Here is a 26,282-nt window from a genome sequence, read left to right on the forward strand (position 1 = left end):
CGTAATTTCGCAACAGCTTCTAAGGCAACGCTGGTGTTCCGGCAGTCGGACGCACCCGCGTTCGCGGTCAATTCCCGTACATGTCGAAATCGAAATACTTCGACTGGATCGCGTTGTAGGTGCCGTCGCTGCGGATCTGCGCGATCGCGCGGTTGAGCGCGTCGCGCAGGTCGCCGTCGGCCTTGCGCACGCCGGCCGCGTCGCCGTTGCCCATGATCTTCGGGTCGTACACCACGCCCCCCGCGAACGAGAAGCCCTTGCCGCGCGGCGTCGACAGGAACCCGAGCTGGCCTTGCACCGCATCCATCAGCACGCCGTCGACGCGCCCGGTGACGAGGTCGGCATACGCCTGGTCGTAGCTCGGATACGGGACGACCTCGACCTTCGATGCCGCCCACTTTTCACGCGCGTAGGTTTCCTGGATCGTGCCCTGTTCGACCGCGACGCGCTTGCCGGCGAGCTTCGCCGCTTCCGGGAGCAACCCCGAACCGGTGCGCGCGATCAGCCGCGTCTGGTTGCGATACAGGCGGTCGGTGAAGTCGATCTGCTGGCGCCGCTGTTCGGTCGCGGCCATCGACGACAGGATCACGTCGAACTTGCGCGCCTGCAACCCCGGAATCAGCCCGTCGAAACTGCTCGATACCCACACGCATTTCGCGTTCAGCTTCGCGCACAGCGCGTTGCCGAGATCGATGTCGAAGCCCTTCACGCTGCCGTCGGTCGCGGTCGACTCGAACGGCGGGTAGGTCGGGTCGACCCCGATGCGGATGGTCGTCCATTCCTTCGCCGACGCCAGCGACGCGAAAGCCATCGCGGCGGCGGAAAGGAGAATCGTGAGGCGCGTTTTCATGGTCAGGCTCCGTTCGTGTGGGGAAAGGTTGGCATGCGCGTCAGCTCGGGAATTCACCGCGCTGGAAATCGTTCGACAGCTCGAGGGCGTCGGCCATCTCGCCGACGGTGACGGGCTTGATCGGCGCGCGGATCCGGTAGTACCCGACCTCGCCGACGCCGCGTTGCTGCACGTCCGCGATCAGTTCGCCAACCGTCGTGCCGCACCAGCGCCCCTGGCACGGCCCCATGCCGCAGCGCGTGAACGCCTTCATCTGGTTCGGCCCCTGGCAGCCGAGCGCGGCAAGCTGACGGATCTCGCCGGCCGTGATTTCCTCGCAGCGGCACACGATCGTGTCGTCGTCGGGGCGGCGCAACGCGGCGGGTGGCGTATAGAGCGCGTCGAGCAGCGGACGCACCGCGAGATGGCGGCGCAATGCGCGCCGCACCGGACGTTCGCGTGCGGCTTGCCGGTGCGCGTCGAGCGTGCCGAGTTGCGCGGCGATGTCGAGCGCCGACACTTCGCCGGCGAGTGCAGCCGCCTGTGCGCCGCCGATGCCGGCGCCATCGCCCGCGATCCAGATGTGCGGCACGCTGCTGCGGCCGCGTGCGTCGCACTGCGGGCGCCAGCATGCCGACGATGCGTCCCATTCATGCGCGCAGCCGAGCGAACGCGCGAGCTGTGTCGACGGAATGACGCCTTGATGGAGCAGCACGAGCGACGTATCGAGCGTCTGCACGATGCCGTCTTCGTCGCGAAAGCGGATGCGTTCGGCACGCTGGTCACCGTCGATGCCGATCCCGGTCGCGCGGCGATACACCGGAATGCCGGCGTTGCGTACCGCGCGAAGCATGCGCCAGCCCTTGAACAGATAGTCGGCACCGCGCAGTGCCGGCAACGCGTGCGGGCGCGCACGGCGCCACGCATCGCGCGGTGTCGTGTCGACCAGCGCCCGCACGCGCCGGCCCGCATTCAGCAACTGCGCGGCGAACAGCCACAGCAGCGGGCCGCTGCCTGCAAGCACTGCATCGGCCGACGGCGCGAGGCCCGACGATTTCAGCAGCGTCTGCGCGGCGCCGACGCCCATCACGCCCGGCAGCGTCCAGCCGCGCACCGGCCACGGGCGCTCCTGCGCGCCGGTCGCGATCAGCACCGCACGCGCGCCGACTTCGAGCGTGCCGCTTGACGGGCCGCTTTGCGTGAGCATCGCGACGGGCTCCGGTTCGAACGCGACCTGCCAGACGACGCTGCGCGGCAGATAATGCGCGCCGCTCGCGAGCATGCCGTCGACGAGCGGCCGGCCGGCCGTGTAGTCGCCGCCGAGCCATGACGCGAGCGGCGCCGGCACGTCGGTCACGTTGCGGTAGATCTGGCCGCCGGGCGCGCGGCCTTCGTCCGCGACGACGACCGACAGCCCGGCCGAACGCGCGGCGGCCGCCGCCGCCATCCCGGCCGGCCCGGCGCCGACGATCAGCAGGTCGCACTGGCGGCGCGTCATGCGAGCCTCGCCGTGCCGTGCATCGCGCGCACCTGCATGCCGTCGGAAACGGGCGTCATGCAACCCTGCACGTTGGGCACGCCGTCGATTTCGACGAGACAGTCGAAGCACACGCCCATCATGCAGAACGGGCCGCGCGGCGCGCCGCTCACGGCGCTCGCGCGGCACGCGGCCGAACCGGCGGCGAGCATCGCGGCCGCGACGCTGTAGTGCGCGGGCACGCCGTGCGGCGTGCCGTCGATATGGATGCGCACGCGCTCGGACAGCGCGGCGGCGGGAATGAGGGATTCAAACATGCCGGGCTTCCGTGGGCGCGACAAAGCGCGCGGTGGTAAAGGCGGACAGGTCGGCGGGCGCGGCGCCGCCCGCGATCCATGGCGCGACGAGATCGGCGTGGGTCGCCGCGAGCGTCACGCCGCTGTGGCAGATCGCGATGAACGCGCCGGGATGCGTGGCCGACGCCTCGTAGACGGGCAGGCCGTCGGGCGTCATGATGCGCAGCGCGCCCCACGCGCGCACGATGCGCGCATGCGCGAGCGCCGGAAACGCGGTGCGCGCGCGGCGTGCGATGTCGACCATCGCGGGGCGCGTCTGCCCGTCGTCGAAGCCGACATCCTCGGCCGAATCGCCGAGCAGTACCGAGCCTTCCGGCGTTTGCCGGACGACGAGCGTCGGATAGTCGAGAAACGGTGCGAGGCGCTCGGTGACCATGATCTGGCCGCGCAACGGCAAAACCGGCGCGAGCAGGTCGACCATCGGCGCGAGCCGCGCGTTGTCGAGGCCGGCCGCGAGTACCACGCGCCCGGCTTCGAGCCGTGCATCGCGCGTGTCGATCTCGAAGCGCCCGGCGCGCGGGCGGATCTCGGTCACGTCGCTGCGCGGCAGATAGGTGCCGCCGCACTGCTGGAATGCGTGCAGCATCGCGCGCAGCGTATGGAGCGGATTCGCGTGGCCGTCGTTCGGCGACCACAGCGCGCCGGCCAGCGATGCGGACGCCGACGGGATGCGCCGGCGCAGCGCTGCCGGATCGAGCACTTCGTACGACAGCGCGGCTTCCTCCCGGCGCAGCGATTCGAGCAGGCCGGCCGCGCTGTCGAGTTCGGCGCGATGTTCGAACAGCTCGATGCCGCCTGGGCGTTCGAAACCGCAGTTCACGCCCGTTGCGCGCTGCAACTGCGCGGCGAACGCGTGCCAGCGCCCGGACGATTCGCGCGACCAGCGCGCATACGGCAGGCAGCGGCCGCCTTTGCCCTGCACCCACACGAGCCCGAAATTGCCGCGCGACGCGCGAAACGCGATGTCGTCGCCGTCGCAAACCGCGACGCGTTTGCCGAGCCGCGCGATGCCCCACGCGATGGCCATGCCGACGAGGCCGCCGCCGGCCACGACGACGTCGAAGCGGCGCACGGTCATGAGCGGCCCCGGTATCGCGGGTGAGGCGGTTGCGTGTTATATCCCATGACGACGCGGCTCCTTGCTTTCAGTACGTTGCGGAACCGATGGTCGGGCAGGCAAAATGTGCTGTCCAATACAGCTTGATCAACGACCCATAATCCAGTGTTATGACCACGCCGTCACTGAGGATTCGTCAGATCGAAGCGTTCCGTGCGGTGATGCAGCGCCATACCGTCACGCGCGCGGCGCGCGATCTCCATATCTCGCAGCCGGCCGTGAGCCGGCTGATCGCCGATCTCGAGGACCGGATCGGCTTCGTGCTGTTCGAGCGGCAGCAGGGTCGTTTCACGCCGACTGCGCAGGCGCGTGTGCTGTACGAGGAGGTCGAGCGCGCGTTCGTCGGGCTCGATCGCGTTGCGCAGGCCGCCGAGCAGATCCGCGCGATGCGGCGCGGCACGCTGCGCGTGGCCGGCTCGCCGGCCGTCGCGCTCGACCTGCTGCCGGCGCTCGTCACGCGTTTTTCGCACGCACATCCGGGCGTCGACATCACGCTGCTCGCGCACAGCGCGTCCACCGTCGTCGACAAGGTCGCGTCGGGGCAATGCGACGTCGGGTTGATCGCCGAACCCGTGCCGCATCCGGCCGTGCGCGGCGAGCGGCTCGCGGAAGCGGCGATGTGCTGCATCGTGCCGCGCGGGCATCGGCTCGCGCGCAAGCGCGTCTTGCAGCCGGCCGACCTGCGCGACCAGCCGTTCATCTCGTTTCCACCGAGTTTCGAGGCGCGCAGTGCGATCGATCGTGTGTTCGTCGAGGCCGGTGTGTCGCGTGTGCTGTCGATCGAGGCGCAGCTGTCGCAGACGATCGTCGCGTTCGTCGCGAACGGCGCGGGTGTCGCGCTGATCGATCCGGTGACGGCCGCGTATGCGGGCGGACGCGTGGCCGTCAGGCCGTTCGAGCCGGCCGTGCCCGATCACTTCTATCTGGCGACGTCCGCGTCGCAGCCGCTGTCGATGATCGGCGATGCGTTCTGCGCTGATTTGCGCGATGCGTTTGCGAGGATGCGGGAGAAGGGCGCCGCATGATTCGGCGGGAAGGGGAATGCAACAGCGACAGCGACAGCGAGCGCGCCGGGTGCCGTCGGGCACCGCGGCGCGCGATCGTTCAGGCGACGGCCGTGTCGGCCGCATCGACCGCCGCGGGCGCAGCCGCAGCCGCCGCCGCGCCCGCCAGCCGCCGATAACGCGCGAGCGCCCACAGCGGGAAGTACGCGGTATAGCCGTGATACTTCAGGTAGAAGATGCGCGGGAAGCCGGGTGCGTTGTGCGAACGATGCCACCAGAAACCGTCTTCCTGCTGCACCGACTGCAGATACGCGATGCCGCGCTTCACCGAATCGGATTCGCAGTCGCCGAACGCCATCTGCGCGAGCAGCGCCCATGCGGTGAAGTTCGACGTGCTCTCGCCGCCATTGGTGCCGCCCAGCTTCGGGTCGATATAGCTGTCGTTCGTCTCGCCCCAGCCGCCATCCGCATGCTGCCGTGAACGCAGCCATTCGATCGCGCGTGCGATATACGGCTGCGACTTGTCCTCGCCGGCGAGCGCGAGGCCGGCCAGCACGCTCCACGTACCGTAGATGTAGTTCGTGCCCCAGCGGCCCCACCAGCTGCCGTCGGGCTGCTGCGTGCGCTTCACGTATTCGATGCAGCGCGCGAGCGACGCGCGTTCGTCCGCGCGTTTCGTCACGCCGAAGCACAGCAGCACGCGGCCCGACACGTCCTCGGTCGGCGGATCGAGCAGGGCGCCGTGATCGGCGAACGGGATCGCGTTCAGGTACATGCGGTCGCAGTCGGCGTCGAACGCCGCGAAGCCGCCGTTGCGCGATTGCAGCCCGCGCATCCAGTCGAGCGCGCGCGCGACGCGCGGCGCATACGGGTTCGTGCCGTCCGCGTTGCGATGCGTGCGGCCGCGGCGATCGAGCATCGCGGTGACGACCGCGGTGTCGTCGATGTCGGGGTAGTACGGGTTCGCGTACTGGAACGCCCATCCGCCCGGCTGGACGTCGGCCGGCGCGTTCTCGATCCAGTCGCCGCGCAGGTCGTTCACCTGGCGTTCGGCCAGCCAGTCGTACGCGCGCGCGATGCGTGCGTCGAGTGCGCGCCGCGCGTCGTCCGGCTCGCCGTCTTCCGGCACCGCCACGCCGCGCGCCTGCTCGAGCGCCATCGTGCTCCACGCGGTATCCCACACCGGCGACAGGCACGGCTGGCAATACATGCTGCCGTCCGGCCGCGTGACCAGCAGCTTTTCCAGCGCGTTCTCGCAATCGCGCCGCAGCGGATGATCGTCCGGGTAGCCGAGCGCCTGCATCATCTGGTAGCTGTACACGATCGGCGGGAAGATCCCGCCGAGCCCGTCCTCGCCGTTCATGCGCTCCGCGCACCACGCTTCGGCGTGGCGGATCGCGCGCTGCCGCAGGCCCTTCGGCATCAGCGGCTCGACATGACGCACCGTGCGGTCGAGCGCGAGGAACAGCTTGCGCATGCCGCGCGCGGGCGGGAAGTACCGGCGTTCTTCATCCGGCGGCGTGACGAACAGCTCGCGGATCGAGACGTTGCGCGGATTGCGGGCGCGCGCCTTCAGCGAGCACAGCACGAGCAGCGGCACCATCGTCGTGCGCGCCCAGTACGCGACCTTGTACATCGAGATCGGCACCCACTTCGGGAACAGCACGAATTCGATCGGCATGAACGGCGCCGCGCGCCACGGCACCTGGCCGAACGTCGCGAGCAGGATGCGCGTGAACACGTTCGAGCGTGCCGCGCCGCCGAGCTTCAGGATCGCGTCGCGCGCGCGGACCATGTGCGGCGCGTGCTCGCTGTCGCCGGCCGCCTTCAGCGCGAAGTACGCCTTCACGCTGCACGACACGTCCGGATCGCCGTCGACGTACAGTGCCCAGCCGCCGTGCGTGTCGAGCCGCTGGTTCGCGCGCAGGTAGCGCGCCATCCGCTCCTGGCGGAGGTCGTCGATCTTGTCCATGAAATGCATCATCAGGATGTATTCCGCGGTGATCGTCGCGTCGGATTCGAGTTCGAAACACCAGCTGCCGTCGGGCTGCTGGAGACGCACGAGGGCGTCGCGTCCACGGGCGATGGCGGTGTCGAGCGCGGACCAGGGGGAGAGGGTGGATTGAGTCATGCGGCGGATCATACCATCCAGCCGGAATGTTTATATCGAGACGCCCGGTGCTAACATCCGCACCATGAAAAAGCACCTCGAATCCGCGCCGCACGATGTGGCCGAGCCTGCCGAACCGGCTGCCGTGGCCGGTGCGCGGGCGCCTGAAGCCTCGTCGGCGCCGGCCGTCGCCACCGCCGGCGTGCGTCGAAAAAAAGCACCGGACCAGGTGCGCGCGCAGCTGCTGGCGGCCGCATCGGAAATCGCGACACATCACGGCGTGGCCGCATTGACGCTCGATGCGGTGGCCGAGCGCGCCGGCGTGACGAAGGGCGCGTTGCAGTATCACTTCGCGAACAAGCAGGGTCTGCTGGATGCGCTGTTCGGTCAGGCGACCGGGCGGTTCGCCGCGCAGATGGCCGAGCGGGTGGCGGCGGATGCCGGCGGCGCCGGTGCGGCGGCGCGGGCCTACATGCACGCGGTGCTCGACGAGTCGCAGCCGGTCGCGAGTACCGATGTGCTGCGCGTGCTCGTCGCGTCGATGATTACCGACCAGGACACGCGCGAACGATGGTCGGTGCCGATGCGGGAATGGACACGCCCCGACCCGGTGCCGCTCGAGCAGGCCGCGACGCTGATGATCTGCCGGCTCGCCGCCGACGGGCTATGGATCTCGCAGTTGCTCGACAGCGTCGAGATCTCCGCCGAATTGCGCGCGGAGATCGAGCGGCAACTCGATGCGATGAGCCGTGGCGAGTTTCCGAAGGGGCGCGACGGGGCCGCGTGACGCGTGACGCATGCGCCGCGGCGTCAGGCCGCGTTCGCGCACCGGCCCGGCGGCGCGCTCAGAACTGCGCCTGCAGCGTGACCGCCCTGGCATCGCGCCAGACAGTCAGCGGCACCACGGTGCCCTTGGCGGTCGCATGCACGGCGTCGGCCAGGTCGGCCATCGTCTTGAGCGGGCGATCGCCGAACCGGATCAGCACGTCGTAGTTCTTCAGGCCGGCGCGATCGGCGACGGTGCCGGGCAACACGCCGAGGATCTGCATCGCGCTGCTGGGGACCTTCATCCCCTCCTGTATCCCTTCGTCCAGCTCGACAAAATGCACGCCGAAGCCCATCGGACGGTCCTTCAGTTCCTCCGGCACCAGACGGCGGTCGTTCGGAATGCTGGTGAGAAAGCGCGACAGGTACGCGGACGGAATCCGGATCCGGAAGACCTTGCCGACCGGGTCGTAGTCCGAGAGGCTGAGCACGAGGTCGGTCCCGCTGATCTCGTAGGTCTTCAGGTAGAGGCGGTCCAGCATGACGAAGACGCCGCCGTTGACGGGCCAGGCCTTGGCGCCATCGGCTGACGTGTTCCAGTATGGGGTGTCGGCGTAGCCGCCGCCGTTCAGCGTCGGAATCACGACCGGGATCTTCGGCTGCCGGTAGTGGGTGCCGTATGTCCCGTAATCGCGCACGGTATTGAAATTCCATTTCTGCGTCGTATGGAACGCGACGGCCAGCCCCAGTACCGAATCGACGCCTTGCGGAGACTGGACGAGCGTCAATTGCGCGTCGACGATGCCTTGGTCCGCCGACAAGCCCGAATCGCTGATGGTCAATACGGGGGAATCGTAGCGGGTGTAATCGGGGAAACGCTCGGACAGCCACGTATAGACGGGCGGCGCGGCCTTTTCCTGCGCCAGTGCCGCTTGCGCGGCCAATAACGACATTGCCAGCAGGCCGGCAAATACAAAACTACGTTTCATTTCGGAATGCCCTCTTTTTGGTTTTCTGTTATCTGAATGGAGGTGGCGCGGAGTCGCCACGGAATTCCCCGTTCATTTTCCGGCAAGCGTATCAGTTTTAAGCCTGCCGGTTGAAGTATGCCGCTTCGAATCCGCTTGCTCGCGATCGGGCAGTTGATTATTCTGATGCGCATGACCCATTCGCAAACCCGTTCGATTATTCGCGCCGCAATGTTGACGGCGGGATAACGATCGACTGAATGGATATCGTCACAACCCGCCCGGAAGGCGGGTTTTTGCTTTCTGGGCACGCGATGGAGAGCCTGGAAATGCAGACAGCGGAGTCACTACACGCAACCGCATCGAACGATGCCGTGTTGCTCCACATGGTATGCGGCAAGATCGCTTCCGGAAAATCGACGCTCGTCGCGCGGCTTGCCAGCGCCGGGCCGGTCGTTTCGATCAGCGAAGACGCGTGGCTCGCGCATCTTTATCCGGGCGAGATCCTGTCGATCGACGACTACGTCCGGTGTGCACGGCGCGTCGGCAACGTGATCGCGGATCAGGCCCGCGCAGTGCTGCAGGCCGGCGTGTCGGTGGTGCTGGATGTTCCGTTCAACACCGTCGCCGCGCGCGCATGGGGGCTCGCCGTTGCGCAGGCCGCCGGCTGCGGCCATCGGCTGCATTACGTCGATGTCAGCGATGCGGTCTGCAAGGCGCGGCTGCGCGCGCGCAATGCGCGAGGCGATCATCCGTTCCAGGCATCGGACGCCGAGTTCGACAGGATGACGCGGTACTTCGTCGCGCCGACGGCGACGGAAGGGTTGAACATCGTCGCTTATGACGAAGCCGGCGTCGTCAGGCTGGGTTCGTGAGGTGGGCCCGTCGATCGTCCACCGGGAAGGGCGCGAGACCGCTCAGCGTCGATTGACCCAAGGGCATTCCGTCCGGCCGCGGCGTGCCCTTTGCAGCGCGCCGGAGCCGGAGGAGAATACCTGCGGAAATCCCTTCGGAGGCTGCCCGACATGGCCCGATTCCAGCCCGACGGATGGCATACCGTCACGCCGCGCATCGTGGTGCCGGATCCGGAACACCTGATCGCATTCATGCGATCGGTGTTTCACGCCCAGGGCGCGTTCCGCCCCGGGTTGCCCGCGGAAATCCGGATCGGCGATTCCGTCGTGATGATCAGCGGCGAAGACGGCCTGCGCGATCCGATGCCCGCGTTTCTGTACGTCTATGTCGAGGATACCGACCTGACCTATCGGCGAGCGCTCGCGGCACACGCGATTCCACTCGAAGCGCCGGCCGACATGCCGTATGGCGACAGGCGGGCTATGGTGAAAGACCGATGGGGAAATACATGGCAGATCGCGACGCATCAGCGCGATCTCCCGGTTGACGAGATTCGTTCACGGCTGGCCGGCGGCGGTTAGATACCTGTCGGGACGCGTCGAGCGATTCGCGTGCCTCGTGTTTCTCGTGTTCTCCCCGACGCTCGCGGAAAGTGACCCACGCAATCGTTGGTACTGCTTGGCGCACGCGTCGAGCGCATCTTTCCGCTTCCTTTGTCGCAATCGTCAAGATTCGCGTCGCGTGCGGATAAAACCTCCCCGTTCTACCCGCCGTTAACCCGTTCGCAGCCCATGCGCCGCGTGTTGCGACACGGCGCGCGTCTTTCGTGATCCGGAATCCACATCCGCCGCTGGCCGCGCCCGGCCGGCGCAAGGGAACGTCATGCGAAAACAACTCACTATCCGTGGTGGTCTCGTCGCGACCATCGCGGGTTATACCGTGCTGCTCGTGCTGGTGGTCGGCGCGTGCATCGCGGCCCTCTATATGGGCAACGGTTCGCTCGAGGCGATGTACCGCGACGACACCGCGTCGCTGCTGCACCTGAAGACCAGCTCCGAGCGCATGCTCGTGCTGCGCGAACGGATGAGCGACGTCGCGCAGGTCATCAGCGCCGGCCGGTCGGCGAAGGAGGAGGTCGCGAAAGTCCACGCGCTCCTCAAGCAGAGCAACGACGAACTGGATGCCTACGCGCGCCTGCACGTGCGCAGCGCCGACGAACAGGCGCTGTTCGATACGCTGCAGAATCGCCGTCGGGCCCTGCTCGACGGCGTGTTCCTGAAGGCGCTCGCGCAACTCGACGGCGACGACGCGTTCGGCTTCCTCGACACGCAACGCACCGCGCCGCCGGCCCTGTTCACCGCATACCAGGAGGCGATCGATGCGCTCGAATCGTTCCAGGTTGCGCGTGAAAAGGCGCGCTACGAGGCGGCCGGTATCCTTTTCCACCGGATCGTGTGGGGGATGGTCGCGGTCGCGGTGCTCGCGCTCGTCGTCGGCTTCGTGGCGCAGCGCGTGCTCGCGAAGGCGATCATCGAGCCGATCAGGCTCGCGGTCGGTCAGTTCGAAAAGATCTCGAAGGGCGACCTGACCGGCACGGTCGTCGTGCCCGGCGAGAACGAGATGGCGTATCTGCTGCATGCGCTGAAGCGGATGCAGGACGGCCTCGTCGACACCGTGAACCAGGTGCGCACGAGTACGGAGACGATCGTCGGCGACGTCCGCACGATCGCGAGCGGCAACGTCGACTTGTCGGCGCGTACCGAGCAGCAGGCCGTTTCGCTGCAGCAGGCGGCGGCGAGCGTCGAGCAGCTGACGGCGGCCGTGCGTCAGAACGCGGACAACGCGCGCGATGCCCGCACCTATGTCGAGGGCGCGGCGGGCATCGCGTCGCGCGGCGGCGACGCGATGCAGCGCGTCGTCGAGACGATGTCGGCGATTTCGCACAGTTCCGCGAAGATCTCCGGGATCGTCGGCGTGATCGAGAGCATCGCGTTCCAGACCAACATCCTCGCATTGAACGCCGCCGTCGAAGCCGCGCGCGCGGGCGAGCAAGGGCGCGGCTTCGCGGTCGTCGCGACCGAGGTGCGCGGGCTCGCGCAGCGCTGCGCGTCGGCGGCGAAGGAAATCCGCGAGCTGATCGGCCATTCCGCGCAGCGCGTCGAGGACGGCAGCGGTCTCGTCGCACTGGCCGGCTCGGCGATGGCCGAGCTCGTCGCCGCGGTCGAGCGCGTCAATACGATCATGAGCGACACCAGCCACGCGTTCGAAGAGCAATCGTCGGGCATCGAGCAGGTGAACGCCGCGGTCATCCAGATGGAGCAGGCGATGCAGCGCAATGCCGCGCTGGTCGAGGAGGCCGCGGCCGCCGCGCTGTCGCTCGACGCACAAGGCGCGCGGCTGAGTGCGGCGGTCGCGCAGTTCCGTCTGCGTGACGACGCGCTCGCGTGATGCCTCGACGCGGGCGACGGGCACCGGATCGTCGGGCCGCGATCGCGGCAGGACACGGTGCGGACGTCGTCGAAGCAGCACGCTTCTGGTGCGGACATCCTGACTGCCGATATTGACGCAACCGATGCGCCGGCACGATGAGGAACCGGATCCAGGCGAGCGTCGAACCCGATGCGACGTTGTTCTCGTTCAGTGCCCGCGATGCGGCGACGGCGGCGCGGCGACGCCTGTCGGCAAGGGCGGCAGCGCGATTGCCGCCAGGTTCTCCACAGGGTTATGCACGGAAATTGTGGATAAGTCGGCGGCCGGTGCATAACTGCCGACGCGTTCCTGAACGCGGAGGTTGCAATGTGACATCGCGCGGCGCGAATTGCTTTGCTGGAAAGATCGTTTAGTGGCCGAGGCGGATCGGAATAGCATGACGACTCCCCTCAACCGGCCGTCGCATGCGAGGCCGATGATTGCGACCGTACCGGCCCGACCATGACGACACTGAACGACTATCTCGAACAGAAGCGCGACGCCTGGCTCGCGAAAAAGGATGCCGCGCGCAACGATCCGGAATTCAAGGCGACGCCGCTGAAAGCGACCGTGCGTGCACTGGGCCGCAGCGGCGTGCGCGAGATCCGCATTCGCGATTTCCAGGTGATCAGCGACAGTCCGCCCGATTTTGCGGGCTACAACCTCGGGCCGGCGTCGCCGGAGCTGCAGCTCGGCGTGCTCGGCAGTTGCCTGACGCACATCACGCTGATCCAGGCCGCGGAGCGCGGCCTGAAGATCGACTCGATCGAAGTCGAGGTGACTGGCGACCAGCATCCGCTCGCGCAGCAGCCGGGCTTCGAGCATGTGCCGGTGTTTCCGCACAACCTCCGCTACACGCTCGATATCGTGTCGCCCGAACCGCCGGAGACGATTCGTGCACTGCATCAGGCGGTCGAGGCCGTGTGCCCGATCTTCAACCTGTTGACGCTGCCGCAGACGATCGACGGCGAATTGCGGCATACGCACGGTTGAGCACGGTTGATGTGCGTCGGTGCACCGGCGCGTCGCGGCCTTGCATGGGGCTGCGACGTGAGCGGGCACGCTCGATCTCCCGCGCACCCTGTTGGGGCGCCGATACGACGGCGATGCTCGCCGCACGTGCGTGACACTGCGGATGCGTTGCCCTGGCGTTGAACGTGTGCCGGATCGGGGTCGGGAGATGCCAGCGACGAATCGGTGATGAATCAGTCCGGAATCAGATCGCGCGAATGTTCGTCCGCTGGAAAACGCGCGCTTTTATCAGTGCGCTCGTCATCGTTACCGCGATATCTGCATTGCTGTCGATGCGCGAGTGCGCAGGCAGAATGCGCAGCGGGGCTGCGCCGGGCTTCTTCGAGTGAGGAGGAGAGCAGCGATCGGGCGAGGTGTCGGGCGAGCGGCGCGACGCACCGGTTGCTGCCTGTCGTGAAGCCGGCCGGCCCGCACACGGGCCGACCAGCTGCCGCAATGCCGCCCGCTCAGGCCGCTACCCGCTCGGCATCGCGCTTGACCTGCTCGATGTCGCGGAACTGCGCGGCCGGATGTTCGTCCGGCAGCCGCGCCGACCCGCCGAACAGTTTCTCGCGCAGCGTGCCCGGCGCATAGCCGGTCGGATACACGCCGCGCCGCTGCAGTTCGGGTACGAGATGACGCACGACGTCCTCGAAGGTTTCGTGCGCGACCGCATACGCGAGGTTGAAGCCGTCCACGTCTGTCGCGGCGACCCATTCCTGCAGGATGTCCGCGACCGTCGCCGCCGAGCCGACGAACACCGGGCCCAGGCCGCCGATGCCGCCCCAGGCCGCGAGTTCCTCGATCGTCCAGGCGGTGTCGCCGCCCGACAGGTGCTCGACCGCCGACACGATCGCATTCGTCTCGACGCGCCGGACGGGATCGTTCGGCGCGTACTGGCCGAAGTCGATGCCGGTCCAGCCGGACATGAAGACCAGCGAGCCGTCGTACGACACGTACTTGCGATATTCGTCGAACTTGGCCTGCGCCTTCTCGTCGGTTTCGTCGACGATCACGGTGACGAGGTTGTAGATCAATACCTTGCTCGCGTCACGCCCCGCGGCGGTGGCCTGCGCGCGCACGTCGGCCACGTAGCGCGCGAGCTGCGCGCGGGTCGGCGCGGCGACGAACACGCATTCGGCATGCTGCGCGGCGAACGCCTTGCCGGGGCCGGACGCGCCGGCCTGGAACAGCACCGGCGTGCGTTGCGGCGACGGTTCGCACAGGTGGTAGCCGGGCACGTCGAAGAAGCGGCCCTTGTGGCCGATCTCGTGCACCTTCTCCGGATGCGTGAACACGCGGCCGTCGCGGTCGCGCACTACCGCGCCGTCTTCCCAGCTCCCTTCGAACAGCTTGTACAGCACCTCGACGTACTCGGCCGCGACCGCATAACGATCGTCGTGCGTGCGCAGGCCGTGATCGCCGACGTTCTTCGCGCCGCTTTCGAGGTAGGACGTGACGATGTTCCACGCGAGTCGGCCCTTCGTGTGATGATCGGCGGTCGACAGCCGGCGCGCGAACGTGTACGGGTGTTCGAACGTCGTCGACGCGGTGATGCCGATGCCGAGATGCTCGGTCGCCATCGCGATCGGCGCGGCGAGCTGCAGCGGATCGTTGACCGGGATCTGCGCGGCCTGGTGCAGCGCGTGATAGTTGCTGCCCTTGTAGACGTCGTAGTAGCCGATCACGTCCGCGATGAAGATCGCGTCGAAGATCCCGCGCTCGAGCACGCGGGCGAGGTCGGTCCAGTAGTCGAGATCCTTGTACTGCCACGACCGGTCGCGCGGATGGGCCCACAGCCCGGGCGACTGGTGGCCGACGCAGTTCATCTCGAACGCGTTGAAGCGGATGGTCTTGCCGGTCTTGCTCATTGCGCGGCTCCGGTTTCTGCTTGCGTGTCCGCGCCCGCGCCCGTGCCGTTGCCGACCTGCCAGACGAACGGCGGCGTGCGCCCGTTGATGACCCAGTCGCCGACGATCCGCGCCTTGTAGACGAGCGGATTGTGCGACGACACGGTGCGCGCGTTGCGCCAGTGGCGGTCGAGCGCCGTCGTGCTGCGCGTGGCGGACGCCCCGAGCGCATCGAACAGGTGCGTCGCCGCACGCAATACGAGTTCCGACACGACGAGCTGGCTCTGCGCGGATTCGATCTCGGCCGCGACGTTCGCGTCGTGCTCGGCCGCCGCGTCGCCGCCGAAGTGCGCTTCGTAGGCTCGTTGCAGCGGCTGCGCGGCGCGCTGCGCGAGCGCGTCGGCCGCGTAGGCCCACGACGCGATCTCGCCGACCACCTGCTGCAGCTGCGCGTCGTCGCCGGCACGCGGTGCGTTGCCGTGGCTGTACACGCGGGTGCGGTGGCGCACCAGCTCGCCGGCGTCGCGCACGATCGCGTGGCCGATGCCGGCCAGCGTCGCGATGTGGAAGAGCTGGTAGAACGCGGTCTGGTACTTGAAGCGTCGCGCGAAGTCGATCACGTCCCGTGCGTCGACCGTCGCGTCCTCGAAGCGCGTGGTGCCGCTGCCGGTCGTCGTCTGGCCGAAGCCGTCCCAGTCGTCTTCGCGGATCACGCCGGGTTGCGCGGTCGCGACGGCGACGATCACGTCGCTGCCGTCGCTCGCGCGTTGCGCGAACACGTCGATCCAGTCGGCAAACAGGCTGCCGGTGCTGTAGAACTTCCGGCCGTTCAGCACGAGCCGGCCGTTCTTTTCCGACACCTTCGTGATGGTCTGGCCGAGCGACACGTCGCCGGTCTCGGTCCACGCATTGCCGACGAGCTGGCCGCTCGCGAAGCGGTCGAACCACGTCTGTCGATCGGCGCCGGGCGGCGCGTTCAGCCAGTCCTCGACGAACGCGAAGTGCCCGCGCAAGGCCTGCGGCAGATTGGAATCGGCGGCGCTGAGCTCGGTCAGCAACTGGAACAGCTGCGGCAGCGATGCGCCGGCGCCGCCGTCGCGCACCGGCAGCCGTACGGCGCCGAAGCCGGCGGCCTTCAGCCAGCCGATCGCCTCGTGCGGCAGTTCGCGGCGGCGTTCGCGTTCCGCGGTGCCGGCCGCGATGCGTTCGAAGATCGGCCTGAAGCGGCTGGCAAGCGCGTCATAGTCGGTGCCGGTGGAAAGTTCGGTTGCGGCGGGAGATGAAGTCATGCGGTGGTCCTTGAAAGGCGGGGGCCGTCGATGCCGGCAGGCCAGTATAGGAAGCACGATGCGCACGATCCAATAACGGATTCGTACATCCTTATCGCTGCCGGGCATTACGCGGGCGACGCGCCGTGGCATCGATGCCGGGGCGTCGATGTCGCTGCTGATGCGCGGCTTTTTGCGCGCGGCGTGCCGCATCGTTTGTCGTTCGAAGGAATATCGTTGTGCGAATCGCTCGGTTTGCCGGCGCTCGGTGCGCTGCTAGATTGAACGTTTCCGTCAACCAGCAGGAGAGCCCGATGTCAGAGACGAGCGCCACGATCCAGGAACGACCAGCCGATACGCAACCGCAGGCGGCCAGCGTGATCGCCGACGACGCACAGGCCATCGCGGCCGCGCATGCGCTTGCGCAACGGCTTGCGCAAGGCGCGGCCGAGCGCGACCGGGAGCGCCGGTTACCGCGCGACGAGATCGAATGGTTCTCGCAGTCGGGGCTGTGGGCCATCACGGTGCCGAAGGCTTACGGCGGTGCGGGCGTCTCGCATGTGACGCTGACGGAGGTGGTGAAGATCGTCGCCGCGGCCGATCCGTCGCTCGGGCAGTTGCCGCAGAATCATTTCGGGCTGGTCGACGTGATCGCGCTGACCGGCACCGACGCGCAGAAGCGCCTGTTCTTCTCCGAAGTGCTGAGCGGCAAGCGGTTCGGCAACGGCTTTTCCGAGAAGGGCACGAAACACGTGCTCGACCTGAAGACGCGCGTGCGCCGGGACGGCGACGATTACGTCGTCGACGGCACCAAGTTCTATTCGACCGGAGCGCTGTTCGCGCATTACGTGCCGGTGCTCGGTCTCGACGACGAGCGCCGCGCGTGGCTCGCATACATCCGCCAGCCGGCGCCGGGGCTGACCGTGATCGACGACTGGTCGGGATTCGGGCAGCGGACCACCGCGAGCGGCACGGTCGTGCTCGACAACGTACGCGTGCCTGCGTCGCACGTGCTGCCGGCGCAACGCGTGTCGGACCTGCCGACGCTGAACGGCCCGCTGTCGCAGATCATCCAGGCCGCGATCGACGCGGGCATCGCCCGGGCCGCGCTCGACGATACGCTGGCGTTCGTGCGCACACGCACGCGGCCGTGGGTCGACAGCGGCGTCGAGCGTGCGGTGGACGATCCGTTGACGATCCGCGAGATCGGCCATCTGCACATTCAGCTGCATGCGGCGGAGGCGTTGCTCGAGCGCGCTGCGCGCACGCTCGACGAGATCGCGGCGCGCGGCGACGTGACCGAGGACGACGTCGCGCGCGCGTCGGTGGCGGTGGGCGAGGCAAAGGTGCTGACGACGGAGATCGCGCTGCTCGCGGGCGAGAAGCTGTTCGAACTGGCCGGCACGCAGGCGACGCTTTCCGAACACAACCTCGACCGGCACTGGCGCAATGCACGCACGCATACGCTGCACGATCCGGTGCGCTGGAAATATCACCTCGTCGGCAACTACTACCTGAACGGCGTGCGCCCGGCGCGCCATGCGTGGAATTGAATCCGTTGGGATCATGGTTTTTCGACCGGCGATGACCGAGTGAACCGCCGCGGTCTGATGCATCCACACGATCGTGTGGCGAACCCGGCACTGTGTTCGAAGCGCAGTCGCCGGGATCAACGGCGGATCGGGCGGCCGATCGTGTGCCGTGCGGCACTTGCGGCGATAATCGGCATCCCGACCTCGACTGCCGCCCCTCATGACCCTCCCTGCGTTCACACCCTTTCAGGATCTGGCCAAGGCCCTGCTGGCTCACTGGAGCGGCGCCGACGGCGACGGTTCCCACGACACTTCGCATCTGCAACGCGTGTGGAAGAACGCGGCCGCGATCCACGCGGAGGAAGGCGGCGACGCCGAGGTGCTGTTCGCCGCGACATTGCTGCACGACTGCGTGGCGGTGGAGAAGGATTCTCCGCTTCGCGCGCAGGCATCGCGGCTGTCGGCGCAAAAGGCCCGGCAGGTGCTGAAGTCGCTGGATTGGCCTGACGCGAAGATCGACGCCGTTGCTCACGCGGTCGAGGCGCACAGTTTCTCGGCGTGTATCGCGCCGACGACGCTCGAAGCAAAGGTGTTGCAGGACGCCGACCGGCTCGATGCGATCGGGATGGTAGGCGTCGCGCGGTGCTTTTATGTCGCGGGCCGGATGGGCAGTGCGCTGTACGACCCGGCCGATCCGCACGCATCGGAACGGGAACTCGACGACACGCGTTTCGCGATCGATCACTTCCGCACGAAACTGCTGAGGCTTTCAACCGGTTTCCAGACCGTCACCGGTACCCGGATGGCGATCGTTCGTCGCGACCGGTTGCAGCGCTTTCTCGACGAGTTCGCCGACGAGATCTGATTTCGTCGACGGAGCCTTCGGATGAGCAGTCGGCCGGAATCGGGAATGACGATTCATTTCATTTCATTGTGCGAACGATTTCACGATGAAACCCTTCCGCTACCGTTGGGATCCGATATGCATCGAAGAACGATCGGCGACTCTTCCGCATCGCGGAGAGTATCGCCCGACCGGGCAGGCAAGACGGCTGTCCATCGCGGAGCCGAATATCGACGTTACCAACGCATGAACCGTAGAGGTCGCTTTTTTGCGAGCCTGCAGCGTGGAAGCGCATCGCGCAACGGCTGCCCTGCAATTGAAACCCAGGCTTCAATCGCCTCCCGCCTGATAAAGCGCTTTCACCTGCGATAGCGCGTCGATGAACTGATCCTTGAGCGCCTGCGGCCCCAGGATTTTCACGTGTGCGCCGTACCCCAGTAGCGTCCGCGCGCCGTGCTCGATCGATTCGATCGGCATCAGATACTCCTTCCATCCCGGCGGTACCTCCGCACTGCCCGCATGCTGCAAGACCGGCGCGGTCCTGATTCGCGCGTTGGCGAGCCAGGTTTCGCCGCGCGGCGACACCGCGACATGGGCGGTCAGCCGATGGAGATCGGTTTCGTACCGGGTCATCGCGTCGCGCCAGTGCGTCGCCAGATCGAATCGCGCCGGGCGCTTGAAGCGGCGACGCGATGCATGGAGTTCGAGGATGTTCGCGAGCCGGAACGTGAGTGCGCCGGGCTTGCCGACCATCCTGGCAATCAGGTACCACGCACCGCCCTTGAGCACGAGGCCGAGCGGCTCGAGCGCGCGGCGGGACGTGCCGCGCCAGCTCTGGTACTTCACGTCGATACGGTACGAACCCCACACCGCATCGGCGACTTCGCGCAGGAATGCCGGCGTTTCCTGCGCCCGGTACCAATCCACGGTGTCGACGTGCAGCCGGCTAGCGACACGATCGGCGTGCTCGCGCGAACCGGGCGGCAGGCTGGCCATCATCTTCAGCCGGGCGGAGGCCGCCAGGCCGTCGAGTCCCAGTTCTCGCGCGGGCCCGGGCAGGCCCGCCAGAATCAGCGCGTGCGCCTCGTGGTCGGTGAGCCCCGTGAGGTCGGTGCGCCAGCCTTCGCTCAACTGAAAGCCGCCGTTGCGGCCGCGATCGCCCCAGATCGGCACGCCGGCCGTGGAAAGCTGGTCGATATCGCGCAGGATCGTGCGCTCGGACACTTCCAGCGCGGCGGCCAGCGCCGGTGCCGTCATCCGGCCGCGCGCTTGCAGCATCATCATGATCGACAACAGGCGGCTTGCTTTCATGAGCGCACGTTACCTCGAATACCTGACATGAGGTGTCATGTTATCGGACTTATGCTGTGTCGTATTCCCGATCCGCTTGATCGACACCGGGTTCCGGCATGAACGCGCGCATGCGGGTACCGCCGCCCGGTGTTCGACGCGGGTAGCGCCTGACCTCACTGGAGTGCGAACCATGAAGATAATTTCCGGGCCGCTGAGCATGTTTGGAGCGAAGGTCGAGATTGCGGCACACGAGAAGGGCGTCGACTTCGAGCTGGTGATGGCGCCCTTCAGCCAGCGTCGCGGCTACGACCCCAAACATCCGGATGTCGTGCGCATCAACCCGAAGCGCCAGGTGCCGGTGCTGATCGACGGCGATCTGGAACTCTTCGATTCCACGCAGATCTTCGAGTACCTCGAGGATCTGAAGCCCGCTCCCGCGCTGTGGCCGGCGCATCCGGCGGCGCGCGCGATCGCGCGCCAGCTCGAACACGGCAGCGACGAAATCTACTTTCCGCACGTCGTCCGGCTGATGGGGCTGGAAGCGACGCCGGACGATCCGGCCGCGCGGGCCGCGCGTGACGAAGCGGCCCGGTACTATCGGCGCATGGAGCGCGAACTGGCGGATCGCGAGTTTCTGGCCGGCGCGTATTCGTACGCCGACATCGCGTTCTACATGGCGCAGTTGTTCGGCGCGCGCAAGGGCGCACCGATGACGTACGAAACGCCGCGCCTGCTCGCGTGGCGTGAGCGCATGACCGCACGTCCCGCCGTGCGCAAGGTCGCCGGCGCGATGGCCGGGTATCTCGCCTCGATCGGAGAAGCGGTTCCCGATTTTCTTCGCGGGCACGACTCGCTGCCGTCGGGAGCGGACAGGCGCGGGGAGACGGCCTTCGGCGACGATCGCCGCTGAAGGCCGCTCTGGCGCTTGCCGTGTTCAGCCGCGGATGAGCGCGAGCAGGTCGGCGTTGGACGTGGGCATGCCGTGCGGGAAGCCCTGGTACGTCTTCAGCGTGCCACTCCTCGCCAGCTTCGCCGACAGGCGACCGGAATCGGCATACGGGACGATCGGGTCGTCGTCGCTATGCATCACGAGAACGGGAATCGTGGTGCTTTTCAGGTCTTCGGTGAAATCGGTCTGCGAGAACGCGACGATGCCGTCGCAGTGGGCCTTCGCGCTGCCCATCATGCCCTGCCGCCACCCGTTCCGGATGACGTCTTGCGCCGGTCTGGCGCCGTCGCGGTTGTAGCCGCAGAACGGGGCGGTCGTCCCGACGCGATCCGACGTGCCCCTCTATTTCGGTCCTTGACCTTAAAGTCGACTTCAATCCTAGAGTGCTTGCTGACGGCGGTGAGTCAGCAGGCTTCGGGTGTTGCCTGCCACGGTCGATCATCGACGAAAGGCGACGAACATGGACAGGCGGTTTACACAGGTCGAATTCGGGCCGCATACGGTCGACGTGCCCGAAGGCGGGTACTACGACCGGTTCCGGATGAATCCCGACCTCGACGAGGTGGCGCGCGATCCCGCCGCGGGGAACATCGATTTTTTCCGTCGGATTCCGAAGCGTCAGGTTGCTTCGCGGGTCGGCCCGACCTGGGCGCCGAATTTCTACTACCGTTCCAGCAGCATCCAGCTGCTGTTCCTTGCGCCGCTCGAACACCTGCGGACCACGCTGCCGGTGCCGCTCGAACCGCTGCGTGCGGTGCCCGGGTACGGGCTGGTCGCGCTGACCTTCTTCTCGTATTCGGTGTGCGACAACGATCCGTACGACGAAGTGTCCGTCGCGGTGGTCGTCCGCCGGCCCGGCGCGACAGGGTCGCATGCGCGCGAGCTGATCGATTCGATGCGGCGCCGGAGCTTCTTCGCGCACGTGCTCGCGCTGCCGGTCACCACGGAAATCGCGCGAGTGCGCGGCGTGCACGGTTATCAGTTGCCCAAGTGGCTCGCCGACATCGACGTGGACCTCGGCGCCACCGCCCGCGCCCGCATCGCCGGCCCGGGCGGCCGGCCGGACCTGAGCCTGAGCGCGCCGCTGCCGGAACTGACCCACGTCGCATCGCAGTCGCACATGGGCTCGACGACGATGATCAATCGCATCGACGGCGAATGGCACCAGACATCGGTGCAGACGAATGCGCTATCGTTCGCCCAACGCCTGTTGCCGCGCAACGTCGAGCTCGTGCGGCACGGCGGCCCGTTGAGCCAGCTGCTCGACGGGCTGGGTGCGGCCACCATCCTGCGTCTCGACGTGGTGAAGGACGCGCAGCTGGTCCTGAACCTGCCGACCCCGTTGAAGGCCTTCGATGCACCCGGAGAGCAACGCTGACGCCACGTCCGTTCGCGGCACGCCCGCGCCGAAGGAATCACCCATGAGGAACCGCCGATGACCCAGCCGACCCACGATCTCGTCGTATTCGGCGCCACCAGTTTCGTCGGGCAGATCCTGGCCCGCTACCTGTCCGAGTACCTGTCGGGCTCCGGCGAGACGCTGCGCTGGGCCATCGCCGGCCGCTCCGAAGCGAAACTCAGGCAGGTCAGGGATACGCTGGGTGCGGCGGGGCAGTCGGTGCCGATCATCGTTGCCGATGCGGCCGACGAAGCGCAGCTTCGAGCGCTCTGCGCGCAGACGCGCGTGGTCGTGTCCACCGTCGGCCCCTATGCGCTTTACGGGGAGCCGCTGGTCAAGGTCTGCGCGGAAACCGGCACCGACTACTGCGATCTCACCGGCGAAACGCAGTGGATCAAACGGATGATCGACAGGTACGAACCGGCGGCGCGGCAATCCGGCGCGCGCATCGTCCATTGCTGCGGCTTCGATTCGGTGCCGTCGGACATGGGCGTGTTCTTCCTGCAGCAGCAGGCGCGGCAGCGGTGGGGCGTGCCGGCCGCGCAGGTGAAGATGCGCGTCAGGACGCTGAAGGGCGGCGCGTCGGGCGGCACGGTGGCGAGCGTGATCAACGTCGTCCGCGAAGCGGCCGCCGATCCCGCGTTGCGCAGGGAGCTGCTCGATCCTTATTCGCTGTGCCCGAAGGGGCACGGCTTCACGGTCCGCCAGCATGCGGTGCGGTCCGCGGCGTTCGATCGCGACTTCGACGCGTGGATTGCGCCGTTCGTGATGGCGGCGATCAACGAGCGTGTCGTGCATCGTTCCAATGCACTGGCCGGCAACGCGTACGGCAGCCGCTTCACCTACGACGAAGCGGTGATCACGGGCACGGGCCTCAAGGGCCGCCTGACGGCGCTGACGATGGTGGCCGGCCTCGGCGCGTTCATGGTCGGTGTCCTCATCAAACCGGTGCGCAGCCTGATGGAGCGTTTTCTGCTGCCGAAGCCCGGCGAGGGGCCGAGTGCGGCCGCCCAGCTGGCCGGCCGCTACGATTTGCGTTTCTTCGGTCGCGCCGACGACGGGCGGACCTTGCGCGTGAAAGTCACCGGCGACCGCGATCCGGGTTATGGCTCTACCGGCAAGATGCTCGGCCAGGCCGCGATCGGTCTCGCACTGGACTGCAGCGGAGAAGGCGTCAAGACCGGCCGTGGCGGTGGCTTCTGGACGCCCGCGACGATGTTCGACGAGCGCTACATCGAACGCCTGGTTCGCCACGCGGGGCTGCGTTTCGACGTGATTTGATCGTGCGCGCCGTCGGCACTGCGACAGGAAGCCGATAAAGATCGGATAGCGAATCAATTTCAGGAGACAACCTGCAGCCCCGACGGGACGGATGGCCGGATGGCCGGATGCGATCCGGCGAAGGAGGATCGGAACATGAAGATCGGGGAACTGGCGGAACGCACCGGCCTTACTCCTTCGCGCATCCGCTTCTACGAGCGCATCGGTCTGTTGACGCTCGTCGCGCGCGAAGCGAACGGCTATCGCTCCTATCCGCAGGAAGCGGTGACGGTGCTCGACCTGATTACGGCGGCGCAGAAGGCGGATTTCAGCCTCGACGAGATTCGCATGCTGATTCCGGCCGGCCTCGCGCAGTGGCCATGCGATGCGTTGCTGGAAGCGCTGCACCGCAAGGTGCGGGACATCGAGGCACTGGAGGCGCGGCTGGCGCGCAGCAAGGCGCAGGTCTTGTCGCTGATCGCCGAAATCGCTGCGAAACCGGCGTCGGTCGATTGTGCGACCCATGCGAAACGATTGCTGTCGCGGGTCCCGCCGGGGAAGGCGGCGGAGGGCGGCGAGGCCGCCGCCGGATTGTCGGATGGCAGTACACATACCGATGGCTTCGATACGCTGCCGAGGCAAACCACAACCCTTAAGCAAAGTTGAAGGTCAAGACCCTTTCGCTTTTGCTTTCGCTTTTGTTTTCGTCTTCGCTGCCCGCGCAGGGCTGACGGGCAGTACGAGTCCGTCCAGCAAGGTTGTCAGCGCATCTTCGATCGCGTGATCGCCGACTTTCTCGCGCACCAGCCGCCTGTCGATCGCCAGCATCGTCAGGCCATGCAGATGCGCCCAGCAGGCGGTCGCCTGGCCGAGCGCCGGGCGCGCGCGGATCGTGCCGGCGCGCTGGCCGTGTTCCAGGATGTCGACGACCAGCAGGAAAGGCGCCTGCACGCGTGGATCGAGATGGATGTCCGAGGGCTCCCCGGCATCCGCGGCAAACATCAGTCGATAGAGATCAGGGTTGCGCTGCCCGAATGCGAGATGGGCATACGCGAGCGCCAGCAGCACGTCCGGTGCGCTCGCCGCGGGATCGATGGACGCGGCGAGCTCGTCGCGCAGGCGATCGAAGCCGATCAGTGCGAGCTCGTGCAGCAACGCGGCCTTGTCCGGGAAATGCCGGTACGGCGCGGAGTGGCTGACGTTCGCGCGCCGCGCGATTTCGCGCAGCGTGAACTGCCAGCCCTGCTGCTCCTGCAGCGTGTCGAGCGCCGTTTCGATGATCGCGCGACGCAGATCCCCGTGGTGATAAGCCTTTTGCCCGGCGTCCGCATCCTCATCCGACGACATCGTATTGCTCCTATGTTGACAGGGAAAACATTGTGGGCCTATGATCCGCCGCATGCAAGTTGACAGTGTCTACATCCGCGCAACCTCGTGAGGTGCACCATGGCCGTTTCCGCAGAATCCATCTCGAGCTTCGACCCGGCGGTGCTGCTGGCCCGCCAGCGCAACGCGTTCGTCAGCGAGGGGCCGCCGACCTTGCAGCAGCGCAAGGCCAGGCTCGCGCGGCTGCGCGCCGTGGTGCTCGCGTATCGCCGCGAAGTGGAGGAGGCGATCAACGCCGATTTCGGGAATCGCTCGCGGCACGAGACTGCGATCATGGAACTGGTCGGCGTGATCCAGGCGATCGACTACCTGACGCGCAACCTGCGCCGCTTCACGAAGCCGCAGCGCCGGCACGTCGGAATTCTCTATCGGGCCGGGCAGGCTCACGTGGAGTACCAGCCGCTTGGCGTGATCGGCGTGATGGCGCCGTGGAATTACCCGTTCTCGCTCACCTTCATTCCGCTGGCGACCGCGCTGGCCGCGGGCAATCGCGCGATGCTCAAGCCGTCGGAACTGACGCCGCGCACCAGCGAGGTGATGCGCCGCATGCTCGCGGAGACCTTTCCGAGCGAAGAAGTCGCGGTCGTGCTCGGCGGCCCGGAAGTCGGTGCGGCCTTCAGCGGCCTGCCGTTCGACCATCTGCTGTTTACCGGCAGCACGCAGGTGGGCCGCAAGGTCATGAAGGCGGCCAGCGAGAACCTGGTGCCGGTGACGCTCGAACTCGGCGGCAAGAGCCCGGCGATCGTCGCGCGGGGGCATGTCGATGGCCGGACGATGTCGAGCATCGTGTTCGGCAAGCTGTCGAATGGCGGACAGACCTGCGTGGCGCCCGACTATGCGCTGGTGCATGAAGACGACCTGGACGCGTTCGTCACGCAATACGATGCAGCCGTCGCGCGCTTCTATCCGGACGGGCCGGCGAGCCCGGATTACACGTCGATCGTCAGCGACCGGCATTACGACCGCCTGAAGGGGCTCGTCGACGAGGCGCGCAGCAAGGGCGCGCGCGTGATCGAGGCGGGCGTGAGCCCGCAGCAGGCGGCGACCCGCAAGCGGACGCTTGCGCCCACGCTGATCGTCGGCGCCGGCGACGATACAGCCGTCATGCAGGAAGAAATCTTCGGGCCGATCCTGGCGGTGCGCACGTATCGCACGATCGACGAAGTCGTCGACTATGTGAATGCGCGTCCGCGTCCGCTCGTGCTGTATTACTTCGGTGCGCAGGACGGCGACTGCGAGTCGCTGCTCAAGCGCACCACGTCGGGCAATGTCGGCATCAACAACACGCTCCTGCATGTCGCGCAGGAAGACCTGCCGTTCGGCGGCGTCGGTCCGAGCGGGATGGGCGCGTATCACGGCATCGAGGGATTCCGCGCGATGAGCCACGCGAAGGGCGTGTTCGTGCAGGGGCGCTGGAACCTGCCGAGCCTGCTGCGCGCGCCGTTCGGCAAGCTCGCGGATCTCTCGCTGGCGGCGTTACTTGGGCGGAGCCGGGAACCGGTAGACGTGCGCGCGGGATTGAGCGCCAAGCGCTGAACGG

24 protein-coding genes and 1 pseudogene are annotated in these 26,282 nt (G+C 67.3%); 14 read left to right on the forward strand and 11 right to left on the reverse strand.

Annotated features, from left to right (window positions below; translation table 11 throughout):
• Window positions 1–67: 67 nt before the first annotated feature.
• The 4 genes from VK92_RS31235 to VK92_RS31250 are packed head-to-tail and all read right to left on the reverse strand — an operon-like array spanning window position 68 to window position 3,740.
• Window positions 68–850, reverse strand: a complete 783-nt coding sequence (locus VK92_RS31235) for an ABC transporter substrate-binding protein (protein ID WP_048027652.1) — start codon at window positions 848–850, stop codon at window positions 68–70.
• Window positions 851–890: 40 nt separating this feature from the next.
• Window positions 891–2,327, reverse strand: coding sequence for an FAD/NAD(P)-dependent oxidoreductase (locus VK92_RS31240; protein WP_048027650.1), 1,437 nt, complete (start codon window positions 2,325–2,327; stop codon window positions 891–893).
• Entirely contained in the window at window positions 2,324–2,623 is a 300-nt protein-coding gene (locus tag VK92_RS31245; RefSeq protein WP_048027649.1) for a (2Fe-2S)-binding protein, read from the reverse strand. The genes VK92_RS31240 and VK92_RS31245 overlap by 4 nt, the downstream gene beginning before the upstream one ends.
• A complete protein-coding gene (locus VK92_RS31250) occupies window positions 2,616–3,740 on the reverse strand; it encodes an NAD(P)/FAD-dependent oxidoreductase (RefSeq protein WP_048027648.1) in 1,125 nt (374 codons plus the stop codon). The genes VK92_RS31245 and VK92_RS31250 overlap by 8 nt, the downstream gene beginning before the upstream one ends.
• Before the next feature lie 149 nt (window positions 3,741–3,889).
• On the opposite strand from VK92_RS31250, the gene VK92_RS31255 reads away from it, so the two are divergent.
• A complete protein-coding gene (locus VK92_RS31255; protein ID WP_048027647.1) occupies window positions 3,890–4,804 on the forward strand; it encodes a LysR substrate-binding domain-containing protein in 915 nt (304 codons plus the stop codon).
• A 79-nt stretch (window positions 4,805–4,883) separates the two neighbouring features.
• Here VK92_RS31255 and shc read toward each other — a convergent pair whose 3' ends face one another.
• Complete coding sequence (shc, locus tag VK92_RS31260) at window positions 4,884–6,926, reverse strand: squalene--hopene cyclase (RefSeq protein ID WP_048027646.1); 2,043 nt, start codon at window positions 6,924–6,926, stop codon at window positions 4,884–4,886.
• 52 nt (window positions 6,927–6,978) lie between these two features.
• Between shc and VK92_RS31265 the strand changes: the two genes are divergently transcribed.
• Window positions 6,979–7,680, forward strand: a complete 702-nt coding sequence (locus VK92_RS31265) for a TetR/AcrR family transcriptional regulator (protein ID WP_048027645.1) — start codon at window positions 6,979–6,981, stop codon at window positions 7,678–7,680.
• A 58-nt stretch (window positions 7,681–7,738) separates the two neighbouring features.
• Here the strand turns inward: VK92_RS31265 and VK92_RS31270 are convergent, their stop codons facing one another.
• Window positions 7,739–8,707: a PDZ domain-containing protein gene (locus VK92_RS31270; protein ID WP_124627826.1), complete on the reverse strand. Its 969-nt coding sequence runs from the start codon at window positions 8,705–8,707 to the stop codon at window positions 7,739–7,741.
• A 248-nt stretch (window positions 8,708–8,955) separates the two neighbouring features.
• On the opposite strand from VK92_RS31270, the gene VK92_RS31275 reads away from it, so the two are divergent.
• From VK92_RS31275 to VK92_RS31290, 4 genes are all read left to right on the forward strand, one after another.
• Window positions 8,956–9,501: an AAA family ATPase gene (locus VK92_RS31275; protein ID WP_048027779.1), complete on the forward strand. Its 546-nt coding sequence runs from the start codon at window positions 8,956–8,958 to the stop codon at window positions 9,499–9,501.
• Between the two features lie 90 nt (window positions 9,502–9,591).
• The gene (locus VK92_RS31280) at window positions 9,592–10,062 is read left to right on the forward strand and encodes a VOC family protein (RefSeq protein ID WP_231616486.1); all 471 of its coding nucleotides are present in this window, start codon (window positions 9,592–9,594) and stop codon (window positions 10,060–10,062) included.
• Between the two features lie 301 nt (window positions 10,063–10,363).
• Entirely contained in the window at window positions 10,364–11,929 is a 1,566-nt protein-coding gene (locus VK92_RS31285) for a methyl-accepting chemotaxis protein (protein ID WP_048027642.1), read from the forward strand.
• A 483-nt stretch (window positions 11,930–12,412) separates the two neighbouring features.
• Window positions 12,413–12,943 carry an OsmC family protein gene (locus VK92_RS31290; RefSeq protein ID WP_021160217.1) on the forward strand — a complete coding sequence of 177 codons (531 nt, stop codon included), beginning with the start codon at window positions 12,413–12,415 and terminating at the stop codon, window positions 12,941–12,943.
• A gap of 485 nt (window positions 12,944–13,428) precedes the next feature.
• On the opposite strand, the gene VK92_RS31295 is transcribed toward VK92_RS31290, so the two are convergent.
• Both VK92_RS31295 and VK92_RS31300 read right to left on the reverse strand, forming a co-directional pair.
• Window positions 13,429–14,832, reverse strand: coding sequence for an LLM class flavin-dependent oxidoreductase (locus tag VK92_RS31295; protein ID WP_021160219.1), 1,404 nt, complete (start codon window positions 14,830–14,832; stop codon window positions 13,429–13,431).
• Window positions 14,829–16,100 (reverse strand): acyl-CoA dehydrogenase family protein, encoded by a 1,272-nt coding sequence (locus VK92_RS31300; protein WP_048027638.1) that lies wholly within the window; start codon window positions 16,098–16,100, stop codon window positions 14,829–14,831. Before VK92_RS31300 ends, VK92_RS31295 begins: the two co-directional genes overlap by 4 nt.
• A gap of 293 nt (window positions 16,101–16,393) precedes the next feature.
• Here VK92_RS31300 and VK92_RS31305 point away from each other — a divergent pair, with 293 nt between their 5' ends.
• The 3 genes from VK92_RS31305 to VK92_RS43565 all read left to right on the forward strand — a co-directional run bounded on the left by VK92_RS31305 (window position 16,394) and on the right by VK92_RS43565 (window position 18,705).
• Complete coding sequence (locus VK92_RS31305) at window positions 16,394–17,632, forward strand: SfnB family sulfur acquisition oxidoreductase (RefSeq protein ID WP_021160222.1); 1,239 nt, start codon at window positions 16,394–16,396, stop codon at window positions 17,630–17,632.
• A gap of 199 nt (window positions 17,633–17,831) precedes the next feature.
• Window positions 17,832–18,476 carry an HD domain-containing protein gene (locus VK92_RS31310; RefSeq protein WP_021160223.1) on the forward strand — a complete coding sequence of 215 codons (645 nt, stop codon included), beginning with the start codon at window positions 17,832–17,834 and terminating at the stop codon, window positions 18,474–18,476.
• 85 nt (window positions 18,477–18,561) lie between these two features.
• Window positions 18,562–18,705, forward strand: a complete 144-nt coding sequence (locus tag VK92_RS43565; protein ID WP_122982893.1) for a DUF2827 family protein — start codon at window positions 18,562–18,564, stop codon at window positions 18,703–18,705.
• 80 nt (window positions 18,706–18,785) lie between these two features.
• On the opposite strand, the gene VK92_RS31315 is transcribed toward VK92_RS43565, so the two are convergent.
• On the reverse strand, window positions 18,786–19,766 hold the full coding sequence (locus tag VK92_RS31315; protein WP_048027636.1) for a helix-turn-helix transcriptional regulator: 981 nt from the start codon (window positions 19,764–19,766) through the stop codon (window positions 18,786–18,788).
• A gap of 172 nt (window positions 19,767–19,938) precedes the next feature.
• Here VK92_RS31315 and VK92_RS31320 point away from each other — a divergent pair, with 172 nt between their 5' ends.
• Entirely contained in the window at window positions 19,939–20,658 is a 720-nt protein-coding gene (locus VK92_RS31320) for a glutathione S-transferase family protein (RefSeq protein ID WP_048027633.1), read from the forward strand.
• A gap of 24 nt (window positions 20,659–20,682) precedes the next feature.
• On the opposite strand, the pseudogene VK92_RS31325 reads toward VK92_RS31320, so the two are convergent.
• Window positions 20,683–21,006: pseudogene (locus VK92_RS31325) on the reverse strand (serine aminopeptidase domain-containing protein); the annotation flags it as partial.
• Window positions 21,007–21,157: 151 nt separating this feature from the next.
• Between VK92_RS31325 and VK92_RS31330 the strand changes: the two are divergent.
• From VK92_RS31330 to VK92_RS31340, 3 genes are all read left to right on the forward strand, one after another.
• Window positions 21,158–22,075 carry an acetoacetate decarboxylase family protein gene (locus VK92_RS31330; RefSeq protein WP_048027630.1) on the forward strand — a complete coding sequence of 306 codons (918 nt, stop codon included), beginning with the start codon at window positions 21,158–21,160 and terminating at the stop codon, window positions 22,073–22,075.
• Window positions 22,076–22,132: 57 nt separating this feature from the next.
• Window positions 22,133–23,377 (forward strand): saccharopine dehydrogenase family protein, encoded by a 1,245-nt coding sequence (locus VK92_RS31335; RefSeq protein ID WP_048027629.1) that lies wholly within the window; start codon window positions 22,133–22,135, stop codon window positions 23,375–23,377.
• A gap of 135 nt (window positions 23,378–23,512) precedes the next feature.
• Window positions 23,513–24,022: a MerR family transcriptional regulator gene (locus VK92_RS31340; protein ID WP_048027776.1), complete on the forward strand. Its 510-nt coding sequence runs from the start codon at window positions 23,513–23,515 to the stop codon at window positions 24,020–24,022.
• Window positions 24,023–24,025: 3 nt separating this feature from the next.
• Here VK92_RS31340 and VK92_RS31345 read toward each other — a convergent pair whose 3' ends face one another.
• Entirely contained in the window at window positions 24,026–24,757 is a 732-nt protein-coding gene (locus tag VK92_RS31345) for a TetR/AcrR family transcriptional regulator (RefSeq protein ID WP_226193376.1), read from the reverse strand.
• 45 nt (window positions 24,758–24,802) lie between these two features.
• Here VK92_RS31345 and VK92_RS31350 point away from each other — a divergent pair, with 45 nt between their 5' ends.
• Window positions 24,803–26,278, forward strand: coding sequence for a coniferyl aldehyde dehydrogenase (locus VK92_RS31350; RefSeq protein ID WP_048027627.1), 1,476 nt, complete (start codon window positions 24,803–24,805; stop codon window positions 26,276–26,278).
• The last annotated feature ends 4 nt before the right edge of the window (window positions 26,279–26,282 follow it).

The sequence above is a fragment of the Burkholderia sp. LK4 genome (genome assembly GCF_001043615.1).
Lineage (GTDB): Bacteria > Pseudomonadota > Gammaproteobacteria > Burkholderiales > Burkholderiaceae > Burkholderia > Burkholderia cepacia.